We start from the raw sequence: 14,190 nt of genomic DNA, 5'->3' as shown, positions 1-14,190 counted from the left end.
ATAGCACAGAAGGAGCCCAGCACCATGAACGAGACCCTCGATCGCGCCAGCACCGACGACACACAACTCAGTGCGGTTTTCCAGCAGCTCATGCAGACCTGGACCGATAACGATGCCGCGGCATTCGGCGCATTGTTCACCGACGACTCCGATTACGTGTCCTACGACGGCACCCGGGCGATCGGCCGTACGGAACACCAGGCCAACCACGACAAGCTCTTTCGCGGCGTGCTCGCCGGTTCGGCGCTGGTCGGCGAATTGGAGTCGATCCGGTACGTGACTGCGGATGTCGCGATCCTGCACGGCACCGCTTCGGTGCTGATGCCGTGGCGGTCGCGGCTGCCCGAGCGCCGCCTGTCGCGGCAGACCGTGGTGCTGGTGCGGACCCCCGATGGGTGGCGGATCACCGCGATTCACAACGGCCGCGTACGACCGGTCACGGTTCCGGAGCCGGATTCGTTCCCGGCCAGGATGTCTCAGCTGATGGCCCGTATCGCGCGCACGCTGGGCCTCGGCCGCAAGTGATCAGCGGGACCAGGCGGGGTCGCGGCCGGTGAGTCCGACGATGCGGTCCAGGAGCGGGGCGGTGTCGGGGACTTGGATGACCGGGCCGAACATGCCCGGGGTGCCCTCGGGCGGTGTGTCCCTCAGAAATTCGAGCAGGATGGCCAGGTGGGCGGGGTCGACGTCCGGTTGCTGACCGGTAGCACGGGCGAGATCCCAAGTGTGGATGACGATTTCGTCCAGGGCGATCGCGGCCATGACGACCGCCGGGGCGGTCACCCCGCCCGCTTCGGTTTCGCCGTCCCAGGCCGCCGGATCGCGCCAGGACTCGACGAGCGCCTTCAGCTGGGCCGAAATGCGGAAGCGCCAGTCGGCGGGCAGGTCGCTCTGCGGGCCGACAGCGGGCGGGACCGAGCGGCCGACCGCTTCCTTGGTCGCGGCCTGCCGGAAAGCCTCGGTCAGTCCGACGACGTGGGCGAGCAGGTCGCGCACGCTGGTGTCGGTGCAGGGTGTGGACGCGGTGAGGTGATCGTCGGCAATGGCGCCGACCACCGCCTCCAGGGCGGTTGCGGCCGGTTCGAGATCGAAATTCGGGTGCATCGGGGCCTCCTCGGCAACGGACGTCATCGATTGAGACGGCGCGCGCCAACGGAATTCATCGGCGCCACGATCCTGCCCGCGTCGGGAACGGTTCGACGGCTTGCCAGGCCTTCCCGCCGCCGTCTATCGCAACCAAGTCGTAGCGGCGAAAGGTGCTGGAAAAGCGGAGAATTGGTAGATGAAGGGCGATCGAGTGGAGATCGTCGTCGATTTCGGCGACGGGTCTCGCAGTTATGAAGTGGCCGCGACGCGGGCCGGGCGCAAGGTCGAGGTGCGCATCGCGCGTGGTGTGGTCGAGGTCAGCGAAGTGACGCGAACGGGCGTCGCCGTTCGAACGGCACGGTTCATGGCGGGGCGCACATTGGCGCTCGTCGAATTCCCGGCGAATGGTTCGGGTCCGGTCGAAGGCGAGTAGCGGATGGGTTGCCGCCCGAGCCGACTAGGAGCATTCTCGACAGTGTCGGATTGCGCTGTGATTCTCGCGGCACCTGTTGTTCGTTCGGCAGAGTATCGGGTACCCAACCCAAAACCACGCGCGGAGAGGAATGAACGATGACCGATCCAAGCACGTCCCGCACCATCGACGCGGCTACGGAAGGCGACTACGTCGAGCAGAGCGTCCCCGCCGACCCCGCCGATGATATCGACGACAGCTCCGAAAGCGACCTCGCGGCGGCGGTCACCCGGGATGCCTTCAGTGCCGATCCGGCCGATGTTGTGGAACAGTCGATCCCCGTGCCGCTCGATGACGAGCGCGATTCCGAGCCGGAGTATTGATCGGCCCTCCGCGAACTGTCCCTTCGCGAACTGCCCCCGTGCACTGCTGAGCGCGGAGCGAAAAGCGCACGCTCAGAGCCGGTCCGAACTCACGGCGCGATCTTTGCTCGCACCCTCGCGTGCAACTCCCGCAGACTGGAACGCTCGGTCGCGACCTCGAGCACCCGCAACCCGTGCGCATGCTCGGCCAACTCGACCGCCAACTGCTCGGTATCGACCTGCTTGTGCGGAATACGGTAGGCGGCACACAGCGCGGCCAGGTCCATCCCGTGCGGCGTACCGAAGACCCGCTCGAAAACACCGGCGTACTGCGGATCGCCCTGTTCCAGGAGTTCGAAGATGCCACCGCCGTCGTCATTGGCGACCACGATGGTCAGATCGGCTGGGCGGGGTTCACCTCGGCCGATGAGCAGGCCGGATGCATCGTGCAGGAAGGTGAGGTCTCCGAGCAGCGCGATGGTGCGGCCGGTGTGGTGCAGTGCCGCGCCGACGGCCGTGGAAACGGTGCCGTCGATACCGGCCACACCGCGATTGGACAGCACCCGAACACCTGGTCGCGGATGCGAGACCAGGGCCGCGTCGCGCACCGGATTGGATGCGCCGAGCAGCAGCTGATCGCCATCGCGCAGCGCGTCCATCACCACCGCGGCCACGTGCAGCCCGGTCGGCTTGGGATGGTTGGCCAGTTCCGTGCGCACGACCCGACCGGCATTCGCATCGAGTTCGCGGCAGTGCGCGAGCCAGTCCGCACTGGGCGCACCCGTGGTCACCGCCCTGGTTCCGGTGCCGACCACATTGCCCGAGACATCGGGCCAGCGCGGACCGGTGGTGAGCGCGTAGACGGTCACGGCCGGATCGGCCAGCACCTTCGCGACCTGACGATGTAGCGTCGGCCGCCCGGTAATGATCGCCTGCCGCGGCTTCAGCAGCGGCAAGGCCAGCGGATGCAGGGACGGACCGTGCATCGGGGCCGTGGGTTCGGCCACCGTGGGCAGCTCGGCCAGTTCCGGGCGCAATCCGGCGCCGTGGCCGGAGATGACGACCGTATCGGGCGTCAGGTCGAGATCCAGCGGCACATCGAGGGTCGCGTACCGAGTGCTCGTCCATGCCTCGCCGCCGGGGCGGCCCTGAGGCGCCCACTCGTCCGGCATGTGATCCGGCACCAGCGGTTCGCGCAGTGGAATATCGAAATGCACCGGCCCGGCATTGCCGGAACGGGTGCCGCGGGCCGCCGCCAGCACCCGGCAGACGGCCGAACGCCACTGGCTGTTCTGCTGGCCGTAGGGCACGCCGCCGTCCGTAACGGACTCTTCCTCGGCGAGTCCGAGGCTGATCGAGGCACGGACCTGGCTACCGAACAGCCCTAACTGTTCGACGGTCTGATTGGCGCCGGAACCGAGCATTTCGTAAGGCCGGTTCGCGCTGAGCACCACCAGCGGAACCCGGGCGTAGTTCGCCTCCAGCACCGCGGGGCCGAGATTGGCTACGGCGGTCCCAGAGGTCATCACCACCGGTACCGGCAGTCGGCTGGCGATGGCGAGACCGATGGCCAGGAAGCCCGCGGTTCGCTCGTCGATGCGCATATGCAGGCGGAGTCGGCCCGCCGCATCGGCCGCCTGTAGTGCGAATGCCAGGGGCGCGTTTCTCGACCCTGGACACAGCACGACATCCCGCACACCCCCGCGCGCGAGTTCGTCAACGACCACTTGCGCCTGTGCTGTAGACGGATTCACGCCTCCAGCCTCTCAGACAGTTGCTTCGACGTCTTCGTCACCCTGCTCACATCGGCACCTCGCTAACACTCGGCACCATGGTGCCCAGAGGGCGCTGTGCCATTGGTTCGCTCGCTGCGCTGCCTCACGCACATGTGTTCGATTGGGATTTTGCCGCCCGCGTCCACCACCGGACGCGGGCGGCTGGCATGCGCCGCAGATCGATGATCCGCATCAGCACAGCGAATCGATTTGCGGTGCAACGTTACCCCCAACCCGACCACACGGAGCGAGTCTTACGAGCGACGTTCGCGGCCCGTCTCGCGTCCGCGCCGAAGGCGCGACCATCAGAAACAGCCGAGTCGCCGAAGCGCATACGACGAAGACACGAACTCCCGTCACTCACGCACCCACAACGGAGCGAGTCTTACGAGCGACCGTTCGCGGCCCGTCTCGCGTCCGAGTCGTCGAAGCGCATGCGCCGCAGGCGCGAGTCTCGACGACTCGGACGCGAGACACCAGGGGGCCGCGAACCCGCCGCGCCGAAGGCGCGGCCATCAGAAACAGCTCAGGCGTGCCGCTGTACGAGGTCGCCCAGCCGCGGCAGGGCCTCGATGACGTTCTTCTTGGCCGAGGAACGCATGGAGGAGTAGACCTTCTGCAGCGCCGGGCGCGTGGAGGCCGCGGCGCGCGCGTCGGTCACCGAGAGCAGAGCCTCGGCGACCTCATCCGACTTGGCGACCAGCAGGTCGGCGAACTTGCCGGACCCGCTCGCCGTGTATTCCTGCCAGAACGGCTCCAGTTGCGCTACGAGCTTGGGGGCCAAGGACTCCAGCGCGTCCGGCACGATGGACGGGCTGATCTTCTTGACCGCCGCGTAGCCACCCTTGACGGCCAGGCCCGACGCACCACCCTTGTCCGACACCTCGGCATCCAGAACCTCCTTGGCATCGGCAAGGAAGGCCGTGCGCTTTGCGTCGTCGAGCAGGGATTCAGACAGTGCTGCAACCACTTTCAGGTTCCTCCGGGATCAATGTCGATGAACGAGCGCACGTCACTATACGCACTGGTGCGCGGAGTCACACGGTACTCATCCGCTAATGAGGCGCAGCCGGACGAAGTCCGCCCTCGCCTACGGCTGCCACGGCAGTAACTGGACCATCAGCCCTTCACAATCCGCGAGGAAATTGCCCTGCTCATCGACCAATTCGGCGGTGATGAAGGTTTTGCGCCCTTCGATGCGATCGACGCGACCCCGCACGGTCAGCGGCGTCTGCAACGGGGTGATCTTGCGGTAGTTCACGTGCAGATAGGCGGTGCGGCTGATCGGTCGCCCCGCGTAGTGCACGATCATGCCGAGCAGATCGTCGAACAGCAGCGGGAGCACGCCACCGTGTGCGGCGCCGTTGCCGCCGAGATGGAAGCGACGGAATTCACCGGTCATCACGATGCCGTCTGGTCCCGCTTCGACCACTTGCCACGGCAGCAGCAAAAGGCTGCCGCGCCCGGGCAATTCGACCGCGCGGCCCGCCGGGCCCTGGAGTTCGGGTGCGCGATGCGGCTCGAGCAGATCGATGAGTTCGCGGGTGCGGTCGAGCGCCTCGCCGTAGATCTCGTCGGGGGCGTCCACGCAGACGGCCAGATCCTGCAGCGTGCGCAGGGCCTCGACGAGCGGGCCGAAGTTGGCGCCGACTCGCGCGCGGGAGACCTTGGGGAAGCCGCCGTGGCTTTCGTACCGGGATTCGTCCACCGCGCTGTCGTCGATGCGCGGACCGGACCGCCCGCCGGCGCGCTCTGGAACTGCCGGACGCCCTCCCGTCGCCCGACCGCCGCCCCTCATCGAATCGCTCCGCGATGCTGAAGTCATGCTTGCACGGTATCGCGTTGTTATACACCGTCAAGTCGTACCGCCGAGTAATGGAATCGACACCATAGAAGTTCGCATGGAAGTCGCTGGCATCCGAAACATCGGTGGGGGCAATAATCACAGGGGTGACGTTCAATCCGAAGCTGTGGCGGCCCGTTCCGGGATTCGAGAACCTAACCGACATCACCTATCACCGGCATATCGAGCAGGGCACCGTCCGGGTGGCCTTCGATCGGCCGGAGGTTCGCAATGCGTTCCGCCCCCATACGGTCGATGAGCTCTACCGCGCGCTCGATCACGCCAGGATGACCCCGGACGTCGGCGCCGTGCTGATCACCGGCAACGGCCCCAGCCCCAAGGACGGCGGCTGGGCCTTCTGCTCGGGTGGTGACCAGCGCATTCGCGGCCGCAGCGGCTACCAGTACGCCGAGGGCGAGACCGCGGACACCGTCGACCAGGCGCGTGCGGGCCGCCTGCACATCCTCGAGGTGCAGCGGCTGATCCGGTTCATGCCGAAGGTGGTCATCGCGCTGGTCAACGGCTGGGCCGCGGGCGGCGGGCACAGTCTGCACGTGGTCTGCGATCTGACCCTGGCCAGCCGCGAGCACGCCAGGTTCAAGCAGACCGACGCCGATGTCGGCAGCTTCGACGGCGGTTACGGCAGCGCGTATCTGGCGAAAATGGTGGGCCAGAAATTCGCGCGGGAAATCTTCTTCCTCGGTCGTCCCTATACCGCCGAGGAAATGCATCAGATGGGCGCGGTGAACAAGGTCGTCGATCACGCCGAACTGGAAAACGTCGCGCTGGAGTGGAGCGCCGATATCAACGGCAAATCCCCACAGGCCCAGCGCATGTTGAAGTACGCGTTCAATCTGCTCGACGACGGTCTGGTGGGTCAGCAGCTCTTCGCGGGCGAGGCCACCCGGATGGCCTATATGACCGATGAGGCGATCGAGGGTCGCGACGCCTTCCTGGAAAAGCGCGAGCCGGACTGGACCCCCTACCCCTGGTACTTCTGATGGACATCCTCAGCAGCCGGGTCATTCTGCGGCCCGCCGACTACCAGGCGACCCTCGCGTTCTACCGCGACGGACTCGGATTGGCGATCGCACGCGAGTATCCGGGCGGCACGGTTTTCTTCGCTGGACAGTCGCTGATCGAGGTCGCCGCGCACGGCGGATCCGGCAAATCGACCACCTTCGAAGGTGCGCTCTGGCTGCAGGTTCGCGACATTTCGGACGCGGCGGCAGAGCTCGCGCTGAAGGGGATTCGCATCGAGCGGGAGCCGGTGCAGGAGCCGTGGGGACTGATCGAAATGTGGGTGCGCGATCCGGACGGGGTGCCGATCGTTTTGGTCGAAGTTCCCGCCGAGCATCCGATCCGACGTGATTCGCGCTGGTCACCGGACTGATCACGACGGCAACGGTGGCACGGGCGGGGCGGCTCGAGTTGCCAATGCCGACACCGACGAGGACGATAACCCACACATGGCCGCTCGACCGCCGACGTCCGGGCGACCACCGCTGAGTACCGTCCTCCGAGTGAATCGCAGTCTCGATGTCCGGCGTACCTGCCTTCTCCTCCCCTGACGCGGCCGAACCTCCAGCGCGCCGCCCCAGCAAACCGACCCCTGCCGCGTGCGGTCACGTTGACATGACACGATCAGACTCGTGAGGGAGCGCAGCGAGCGAACCATGAACACAGCGCGCCTGCGCACGACGGCGCCGAGCACCAGCGAGGTGCGATCGCGCATGACGGGGGCGAAATCCATGAGCGAGCCCAGCGAGCGAATCAACAGCGCAGCGCCTTCGGGCATGACCGTGCCGAGCGCTAGCGAGGCGCGGGCATGAGCCGCACCCTGCGGACGCTGCCGATGCCGACCGGATCGGGACTGGGCGATGTCATGCCGCATCTGCGAGAAGTGTTGGAGGGCAACGGCCCCGCGTGGCTGCCGATACCGACCAGCGACCGTCGGGAGGCCCGGCGACTGAGCGACGCACTCACACCCGGCGAACTGATCGATGACGAGGTCGCGCTGGTGGTGACCACCTCCGGCACCACCGGCGTGCCGAAGGGCGCCATGCTCAGTTCAGCCGCGCTGCGGGCCAGCGGGACCGCGACACACGATCGACTCGGTGGTCCCGGCACCTGGCTGCTCGCCCTGCCGACCCATCACATCGCGGGCATTCAGGTACTGCTGCGCAGCATTCTGGCCGGTACCGAACCCAGTGTGCTGGACGTTTCCGGTGGCTTCCTACCCGAGGCGCTGGCCGGCGCGATTTCCGGTATGCGCGGTGAACGCCGCTACACCGCGTTGGTACCGACCCAGCTCATCAAGTCGCTGGAGGCGCCCACCGCCGCGGCGGCACTTGCCCAGTTGGACGGCGTGCTGGTCGGCGGCGCGGCCACCCCTGCACCGGTCTACGAGCGCGCGAAAGCCGCCGGTATCAACGTCGTTCGCACCTACGGCATGAGCGAAACCTGCGGCGGCTGTGTGTACGACGGAGTTCCGCTGGAGGGCACCGAGATTCGCATCGAGGACGGCCGCGTGCTGCTCGGCGGCGCGATGATCGCCAAAGGCTATCGCGGCCATCCGGACCATCCGGCGTTCGCCGAACCCGGCTGGTTCCGCACCGAAGACGCGGGCACTTATGAGAACGGCGTGCTCAGCATCACCGGACGTCTCGACGAGGCGATCATGACCGGTGGACTGCTCGTCGTCCCGCAGGTCGTCGAGGCCGTGCTGATCACCCATCCTGGCATCAGCGAATGCGTGGTGCTCGGCCTACCCGACGATCGGCTCGGCCAGCGGGTCGCGGTCGCGGTGGTTCCCGCGCCCGGCGCCAGCCCGACTCTCGAGGAACTGCGCGATCACGTCGTGCGCGAACTCGATTCCATCGCCGCGCCGCGCGAGCTGGCAATCCTCGACGAGCTCCCGCTGCGCGGACCGGGCAAGCCGGACCGAGCCAGGCTCCGTGAGCATCTCCTCGCGGAATCGGCGCACTGAGGCCGGGGCCCGCGGCCGAATCCGTCGCGACCGCTGCTGTCGACGATCGACATCAACGGCTCGAGTCGGGCACCGTACAAGGCTGACGAGCGCGGAAACGCCCAACAGACTCGCAGCCGCGCGACGCACACGGCCAGGATGGCCCACGTGCGGCCGGTACCTCGTCCGAGCAAGCTCGCGATAGGTCCTCGATGTTGTTGGGGCGCGCGAACATGCAAGCGGGTGCAAGAGTGCGGTGACACCGCGGTGCAAGGACAGTGCAAGACACGGGCCGCAAAGTCTTGGGCATGACTTCTTACACACCCACTTCAGCGCTCGCCGTCGAGGCGGACAGCCTGGTCAAGGTGTTCGGGGAACAGCGGGCCGTCGACGGTGTGAGCCTGGCGGTTCCGCAGGGCTCGGTCTACGGCGTGCTCGGACCGAACGGCGCGGGCAAGACCACGACCATCCGCATGTTGGCCACCCTGCTGCGCCCTGACGGCGGCAGCGCCCGCATCTTCGGCCGTGACGTCGTCGCGGAACCGACGGCCGTCCGGTCCCTGGTCGGCGTCACCGGGCAGTACGCCTCGGTCGACGAGGATCTCAGCGCCACCGAAAATCTGATCATCTTCTCCCGCCTGCTCGGCCTCAGCCGCGTCGATGCCAGGCGCAAGTCGGTCGAACTGCTGGAGGAGTTCGACCTCACCGAGGCGGCGAATAAGCCGCTGAAGAACTTCTCCGGCGGCATGCGACGCCGTCTCGATCTGGCCGCCAGCCTGATCGCGACACCACCGCTGCTGTTCCTGGACGAGCCGACCACCGGACTCGATCCGCGCACCCGCGCCCAGATGTGGGAGACCATCCGCCGCTTGGTCCGGGAGGGCGCGACGGTGTTGCTCACCACGCAATACCTGGACGAGGCCGATCAGCTCGCCGACCGGATCGCCGTAATCGACCACGGCAAGGTGATCGCCGATGGCACCGCCGACGAACTCAAATCCTCGGTCGGCGGCTCTTCACTGCATCTGACGCTGGTCGACCGGGCCCAGCTCGAGGAAGCCCGCCGGGTTGTCGGTGACTTCCTCGGCGTCGACGCCCAGATCACGCCGGAGGCCGGACGGCTCACCGCGCCGCTCGCGGACGCGGGCATGACCGCCGACCTGCTGATCCGCCTGCGCGAGTGGGAGATCGAGATCGACGAGATCACCGTCACCAAACCCAGCCTCGACGAGGTCTTCCTCACCATCACCGGCCACCCGGCCGACGACAACGATTCCGAACGGAGCGCGGCATGACGACCATCACCGCCGAAAGCACCACCGCGCGGCATGCGGCAGCGACCTCGATTCCCGAGGTCAGCAATAAGATCAGCCTGCAACAGACCATGTCGACCTCGCTCACCATGGCCTATCGGGGTATCTTGAAAATCAAGCACAATCCCGAGCAACTGTTCGATGTGACGATTCAGCCGATCCTGTTCACCGCGCTGTTCGCCTACATCTTCGGCGGGGCGATCGGCGGGAGCGTTTCGAACTATCTGCCGGTCCTGATTCCCGGCATTCTGGTGCAGACCGTGATCCTGACCTCGGTCGTCACCGGCACCCAGTTGCGCGAGGATATGGACAAGGGCGTCTTCGACCGGTTCAAATCCCTGCCCATCGCCCGCATTTCGGTGCTGGCGGGTGCGTTGATCGCCGATATGGTGCGCTACGCGCTGGCGACGACGCTGACCATCGTGGTCGGCCTGGCCATCGGCTACCGGCCCGAGGGCGGTGTCGCCGGTGTCGTGGTGGCCGGTCTGGTCATCGTGGTCTGCTCGTTCGCGGTGAGCTGGATCTGGGCGCTGGTCGGTGTCACCGGTAAGAGTGCCGCAGGCGTGCAGGGCATTTCGATGATGGTGATGTTCCCGCTGACCTTCATGTCCGGCGCGTTCGCTCAGGTGAGCACCATGCCGGGATGGATGCAGGGGCTCAATCACGTGAATCCCGTGTACTACATGGTGAACGCGGCCCGAGCGCTGATGAACGGCAATGTCTACGGCAGCGATCTGGCCTGGTCGCTGATCGGCTCGGTGATCGTGATCGCGATCTTCGCACCGCTGAGCATCAAGGCGTACATGCGCCGAGCATGATTCCCGGAAGTCGCGGTGGGTGAGTCACCCACCGCGATTTTCGTTGTCGCACGACAGTTCCTGTAGGAGGTCGAGGATCCTGGCCGCCGCTTGCCGCCGACGCATGCCGGCGGCCCGGGTCAGTGCTTCGTCGAAGCGCCCGTCCCCCACCGTTGTTCGGTGCAGTGCCGCGTGATGTCGCAATTGGGCCGACGGATTGTCCTGTCGCGCCGTCACCTTGGTGGCCAGCGAAAGCAACTCCAAGCCGATCTTCGAATCGCGTCCGACCGCGAGATAAAATGTTCCGACCGCGTTGCCGACCGCGCCGATCTGTGGCAGGTCGTAGAACTGCCCGAGTCGGCCCGTCGCGAGGCGAATCAGCGTGCGCGCGATATCGTCGGCCTCCGCCGCCCGCCCGTGCAGCACGTATGCGTCCACGGCGCCGCTCGCGGTCATCAGGATGCCCGGGCCGGGCATCGGTTCGTCATCGGGCCAGCCGTACAGGTCCAGTGCCCGCCGATAATGGCGCAGCCCGGCGTCGGTATCGCCCTCGGCAAGTTCGAGTTCCGCCATTCCGATGACAACCGGCGCCAGGCGGTGGTTGCGTCGGATGTGCGGATCGTCGATCGCGGTACCGTGCGCCGGATCACCATCTGCGGCGCCGAGCGCGAAGCCCAATTCCCGCCGCGCCTCGTCGAGCCGACCCGCGCCGATCAACGACACCGCGAGATAGCTGCGCATCTCCACGGCTTCCTCGTGTGCGCGCAACTCCCGCAACAGTTCCGCGGCCCGGCGGTAGTACACCACCGCATCGGCATAGTGTGCGGTCTGTCCGGCGAGCTGCCCGAGATGCTGGGTGACCATGGCCGTCCCCCAGACATCGCTTCCCTCGATCAGCTGCAGGGCGGCTTTCGCGTCCCGGGTGGAACCGTAGACATGGCCGGAGTTTTCCCGGACATTCGCGCGCATGAACACCGCTGCGGCGCGCACCAGCGGGTCCGGCGACCGGGCGCCGTCCGCGAACAGCCTCGGCGAATCCGAGCCCGAGATATCCCCGCAGGCCATGACGCCGAGAAAACGCGCTCCACTATTGAGATCTATTGCAGTGCTGAGCAATCGACGGATCCGTGCCCGCGTGGTCGCCACCTGACGCAAACCGCTGTTCAGGTACAACATGTGCATACCGATCTGCAAGTGCGCGAGCATCTGCAGATCCGCGACCGTACCGCGCACCGGACCGGGTTCAGGTGCCAGGGGGAGAATCCGGCGCGCCCAACTGCTCAGCTCCATGTGCGCGCCGCGCATTACCCATAGCGTGCCGGCGATCGGGAACACTCGGTACACCGTGCGGGCGTCCCTGCGCTCCAACGCATATCGCAGCACCGTGACAAGGTTGTCGAGCTCCGCACCGACCGAGAGCACCGTGGCCACCTGCTCGTCGGAGAGATAACGGTGCACCGTGGCGATCGAATAGTCACGGGCCCAGCGCGACATGCGATCCATCACCACCGGACGCTCGTCGACCACACCCGAAATGCCTGCCGCAGCATCGGACCCGGTCAGTGCGAGCTGTTCCTCACCGAATTCGCGCACCGTTTCCAGCATTCGGTAGCGGGTTCCGATCAGGCCCTCGTCGTCGTCCAGGACGGTGAGCAGCGATTGGCTGACCAGTCCGTCCACGGCCGTGGTCACATCGTCGACATCCGGGCCACCCGCCACCACTTCGGCTGCATCGAGGGTGAATCCGGCCGGAAAGCGGCACAGCCTGCGCAAGGCGATCTGTTGCGGCGCTTCGAGCAGATTCCAGCTCCACGCGATGACGGCGTGCAAGGTGCGGTGCCGTTCCGGCGAGGAGCGATCTCCGCTGCGCAGCAAGGCGAATCGGTGTTCCAGGCGGGTCTCGATTTCCTCGACGCTCATGGTCCGCACACGGGCGGCCGCGAGTTCGATGGCCAGCGGCAGGCCGTCCAGCGTGCCGCACAGCCGGGCCACCACTTCGGGATCCAGGCGCACGGTCGGCCGCACCGCACGCGCTCTGGCCATGAACAGGTCGGTGGCCGGTGATCCGGCCGCGTCGATTGCCAAGGGCGCCAGCGGATAGACCGTTTCCGCGGTGATCGCCAGTGGTGCTCGGCTTGTGGTAAGGACACTGAGCTGGTCGCAGCTGCCGACCAGATCGGCGACCACTTCGGCGACCGCGTCGATCAGATGCTCACAGTTATCCAATATCAACAGCGTCGGCCGGGCCGCGAGCGCATCTCGCAATCGCCGACCGGCATCGCTGTAGCCGGTGGAGCGCCGCCATGCCGTCTCCCGGACGATCTCGCCGAGGCCGAGGGTCGTGCTGATCGCGGCTTCGATATCGGCGCGTGGGTCGGCGTCGGCGGCCGTATCGGCCCGTACCGACGCCAGCTCCACCAGCACCACGGATTCGCTGCGCGCGACCCGAGCACCCAATTCGTTGGCCACCCTGGTCTTTCCGGTGCCGCCGGGGCCGAGGACGGTCGTCACTCGGGAGCGGTGCAGCAGTTGCTCGAGTGCGTCCAGATCGGCGGCACGTCCGAGCAGCGCATTGGGGGCCGCGCGCAGTCCGATCGCGGCGAGGGTACTCGGCGGTGCGGCAACGGCCGAATCGGAAACTCGTCCAATCGAATCCAGTGACACCGAGTCCCGCCCGGCGGAATACCGCGCGACCGAATCACCTACCGCGACCGATATCGTCGGATCACCCGATGTGGCCGAATTCGTAGCGGGCGTCGGCTTCGGCACGGCCCCACCATGATCGGCCCGCGATGCGAATCCGGGCACCGGATCACCGCGCAGGATCGCGGTATTGAGTTCCACCAGCGCCGGGCCCGGATCCGCGCCGAGTTCTTCGACCAGCCGCCCGCGCATCGATGCGAAGACATCGAGGGCTTCGTTCGGCCGCCCGGCCGCGGCGAGCAGCCGCATCAAGGTGGCGTGCGCGGCCTCGTCGAGTGGCTTTGCGACCGCGGTGCGGCGGGTGATGGCCACCGCGCCGTCGAGATCACCGGTGGCGACCCGGGCGGCGACCTCGATCGCCTCCAGTTCGGACCACCGGCGCGCGGCCGCTGTGCGCAGTTCGTCGGCGAGGTCGCCCGCGGGTAAGTCGGCACCGGGCTCGCCGCGCCAGAGCGATCTGGCCTGGGTCAGCACCTCGAGACATCCGGCGTGGTCACCGTCGGCTTGTTTGACGCGGGCCGCGTGCACCAAGTCGTCCACGAGGGTCAAATCGACCTGATCGGCGGTCAGCCTCAGGCGGTAGCCCGCCGGGCCGATCTCCAGGGCCGCATCCGGTAGCGCCGAGCGCAGCCGCGACACCTGGGTGTGCAGCGCGTTCATCGGCGCGCGCGGCGGCTGCTCACCCCACACCTCATCGATCAGCGCCTGGGCGCTGCGGCTGCGGCCGGGACACAGGGCCAGCGCGGCGAGCAGCAGTCGCGACCGTGCGCCGGGGAGCGCTGCGAGCGTGCCGTCTCGGCGTAGCGCGATTTCGCCCAGCAGGGCCACTACGACCGATTCGCCTGCGGGCGTCGTCAGGGTTTGACTTCGGCCGTTCGGGCCGCTCTGATCGGGAAACATTCCGTGGTTATCGTATGCGAGCCCCGGCGCG

Annotated in this window: 13 protein-coding genes; 8 read left to right on the top strand and 5 right to left on the bottom strand. The window is 67.1% G+C overall.

The genetic code is table 11. The features are described 5' to 3' along the window. Window positions 1-24: 24 nt before the first annotated feature. Window positions 25-525: an SgcJ/EcaC family oxidoreductase gene (locus ACIBJI_RS01330; RefSeq protein ID WP_396958308.1), complete on the top strand. Its 501-nt coding sequence runs from the start codon at window positions 25-27 to the stop codon at window positions 523-525. Here ACIBJI_RS01330 and ACIBJI_RS01325 read toward each other — a convergent pair whose 3' ends face one another. Beyond that, window positions 526-1,104 carry a TIGR03086 family metal-binding protein gene (locus ACIBJI_RS01325; RefSeq protein WP_396958307.1) on the bottom strand — a complete coding sequence of 193 codons (579 nt, stop codon included), beginning with the start codon at window positions 1,102-1,104 and terminating at the stop codon, window positions 526-528. It lies immediately after the preceding gene. 178 nt (window positions 1,105-1,282) lie between these two features. On the opposite strand from ACIBJI_RS01325, the gene ACIBJI_RS01320 reads away from it, so the two are divergent. Both ACIBJI_RS01320 and ACIBJI_RS01315 read left to right on the top strand, forming a co-directional pair. Further along, a complete protein-coding gene (locus ACIBJI_RS01320; protein WP_396958306.1) occupies window positions 1,283-1,519 on the top strand; it encodes a hypothetical protein in 237 nt (78 codons plus the stop codon). A gap of 137 nt (window positions 1,520-1,656) precedes the next feature. Continuing rightward, window positions 1,657-1,881, top strand: a complete 225-nt coding sequence (locus tag ACIBJI_RS01315; protein ID WP_364358644.1) for a hypothetical protein — start codon at window positions 1,657-1,659, stop codon at window positions 1,879-1,881. A gap of 89 nt (window positions 1,882-1,970) precedes the next feature. Here the strand turns inward: ACIBJI_RS01315 and menD are convergent, their stop codons facing one another. The 3 genes from menD to ACIBJI_RS01300 all read right to left on the bottom strand — a co-directional run bounded on the left by menD (window position 1,971) and on the right by ACIBJI_RS01300 (window position 5,358). Then, entirely contained in the window at window positions 1,971-3,614 is a 1,644-nt protein-coding gene (gene menD, locus ACIBJI_RS01310) for a 2-succinyl-5-enolpyruvyl-6-hydroxy-3-cyclohexene-1-carboxylic-acid synthase (RefSeq protein ID WP_364358647.1), read from the bottom strand. Window positions 3,615-4,161: 547 nt separating this feature from the next. Further along, window positions 4,162-4,605 carry a DUF6918 family protein gene (locus ACIBJI_RS01305; RefSeq protein WP_364356128.1) on the bottom strand — a complete coding sequence of 148 codons (444 nt, stop codon included), beginning with the start codon at window positions 4,603-4,605 and terminating at the stop codon, window positions 4,162-4,164. A 120-nt stretch (window positions 4,606-4,725) separates the two neighbouring features. Then, window positions 4,726-5,358, bottom strand: coding sequence for a PaaI family thioesterase (locus ACIBJI_RS01300; RefSeq protein WP_396958338.1), 633 nt, complete (start codon window positions 5,356-5,358; stop codon window positions 4,726-4,728). A gap of 227 nt (window positions 5,359-5,585) precedes the next feature. Here ACIBJI_RS01300 and ACIBJI_RS01295 point away from each other — a divergent pair, with 227 nt between their 5' ends. From ACIBJI_RS01295 to ACIBJI_RS01275, 5 genes are all read left to right on the top strand, one after another. Continuing rightward, window positions 5,586-6,479 carry a 1,4-dihydroxy-2-naphthoyl-CoA synthase gene (locus tag ACIBJI_RS01295; protein WP_364356134.1) on the top strand — a complete coding sequence of 298 codons (894 nt, stop codon included), beginning with the start codon at window positions 5,586-5,588 and terminating at the stop codon, window positions 6,477-6,479. Beyond that, a complete protein-coding gene (locus ACIBJI_RS01290) occupies window positions 6,479-6,871 on the top strand; it encodes a VOC family protein (RefSeq protein ID WP_364356137.1) in 393 nt (130 codons plus the stop codon). The genes ACIBJI_RS01295 and ACIBJI_RS01290 overlap by 1 nt, the downstream gene beginning before the upstream one ends. A 435-nt stretch (window positions 6,872-7,306) precedes the next feature. After that, window positions 7,307-8,467: an o-succinylbenzoate--CoA ligase gene (gene menE, locus ACIBJI_RS01285; RefSeq protein ID WP_364356140.1), complete on the top strand. Its 1,161-nt coding sequence runs from the start codon at window positions 7,307-7,309 to the stop codon at window positions 8,465-8,467. 287 nt (window positions 8,468-8,754) lie between these two features. Beyond that, window positions 8,755-9,741: an ATP-binding cassette domain-containing protein gene (locus ACIBJI_RS01280; RefSeq protein WP_364356143.1), complete on the top strand. Its 987-nt coding sequence runs from the start codon at window positions 8,755-8,757 to the stop codon at window positions 9,739-9,741. 5 nt (window positions 9,742-9,746) lie between these two features. Continuing rightward, complete coding sequence (locus tag ACIBJI_RS01275; RefSeq protein WP_396958337.1) at window positions 9,747-10,577, top strand: ABC transporter permease; 831 nt, start codon at window positions 9,747-9,749, stop codon at window positions 10,575-10,577. Between the two features lie 24 nt (window positions 10,578-10,601). Here ACIBJI_RS01275 and ACIBJI_RS01270 read toward each other — a convergent pair whose 3' ends face one another. After that, complete coding sequence (locus ACIBJI_RS01270; RefSeq protein ID WP_397082666.1) at window positions 10,602-14,159, bottom strand: AfsR/SARP family transcriptional regulator; 3,558 nt, start codon at window positions 14,157-14,159, stop codon at window positions 10,602-10,604. Window positions 14,160-14,190 lie beyond the last annotated feature (31 nt).

This window comes from Nocardia sp. NPDC050408 (assembly GCF_044458905.1).
Lineage (GTDB): Bacteria > Actinomycetota > Actinomycetes > Mycobacteriales > Mycobacteriaceae > Nocardia.
The sequence above is the reverse complement of the archived record's forward strand: the minus strand, read 5'-3'. Positions and strand labels throughout refer to the sequence as shown.

Excerpts from the sequence above, each read along its gene's own strand:
- ACIBJI_RS01330 (WP_396958308.1), top strand. The coding sequence starts at position 25 with ATGAACGAGACCCTCGATCGCGCCAGCACCGACGACACACAACTCAGT.
- ACIBJI_RS01325 (WP_396958307.1), bottom strand. The coding sequence starts at position 1,104 with ATGCACCCGAATTTCGATCTCGAACCGGCCGCAACCGCCCTGGAGGCG.
- ACIBJI_RS01320 (WP_396958306.1), top strand. The coding sequence starts at position 1,283 with ATGAAGGGCGATCGAGTGGAGATCGTCGTCGATTTCGGCGACGGGTCT.
- ACIBJI_RS01315 (WP_364358644.1), top strand. The coding sequence starts at position 1,657 with ATGACCGATCCAAGCACGTCCCGCACCATCGACGCGGCTACGGAAGGC.
- ACIBJI_RS01290 (WP_364356137.1), top strand. The coding sequence starts at position 6,479 with ATGGACATCCTCAGCAGCCGGGTCATTCTGCGGCCCGCCGACTACCAG.
- menE (WP_364356140.1), top strand. The coding sequence starts at position 7,307 with ATGAGCCGCACCCTGCGGACGCTGCCGATGCCGACCGGATCGGGACTG.
- ACIBJI_RS01280 (WP_364356143.1), top strand. The coding sequence starts at position 8,755 with ATGACTTCTTACACACCCACTTCAGCGCTCGCCGTCGAGGCGGACAGC.
- ACIBJI_RS01270 (WP_397082666.1), bottom strand. The coding sequence starts at position 14,159 with ATGTTTCCCGATCAGAGCGGCCCGAACGGCCGAAGTCAAACCCTGACG.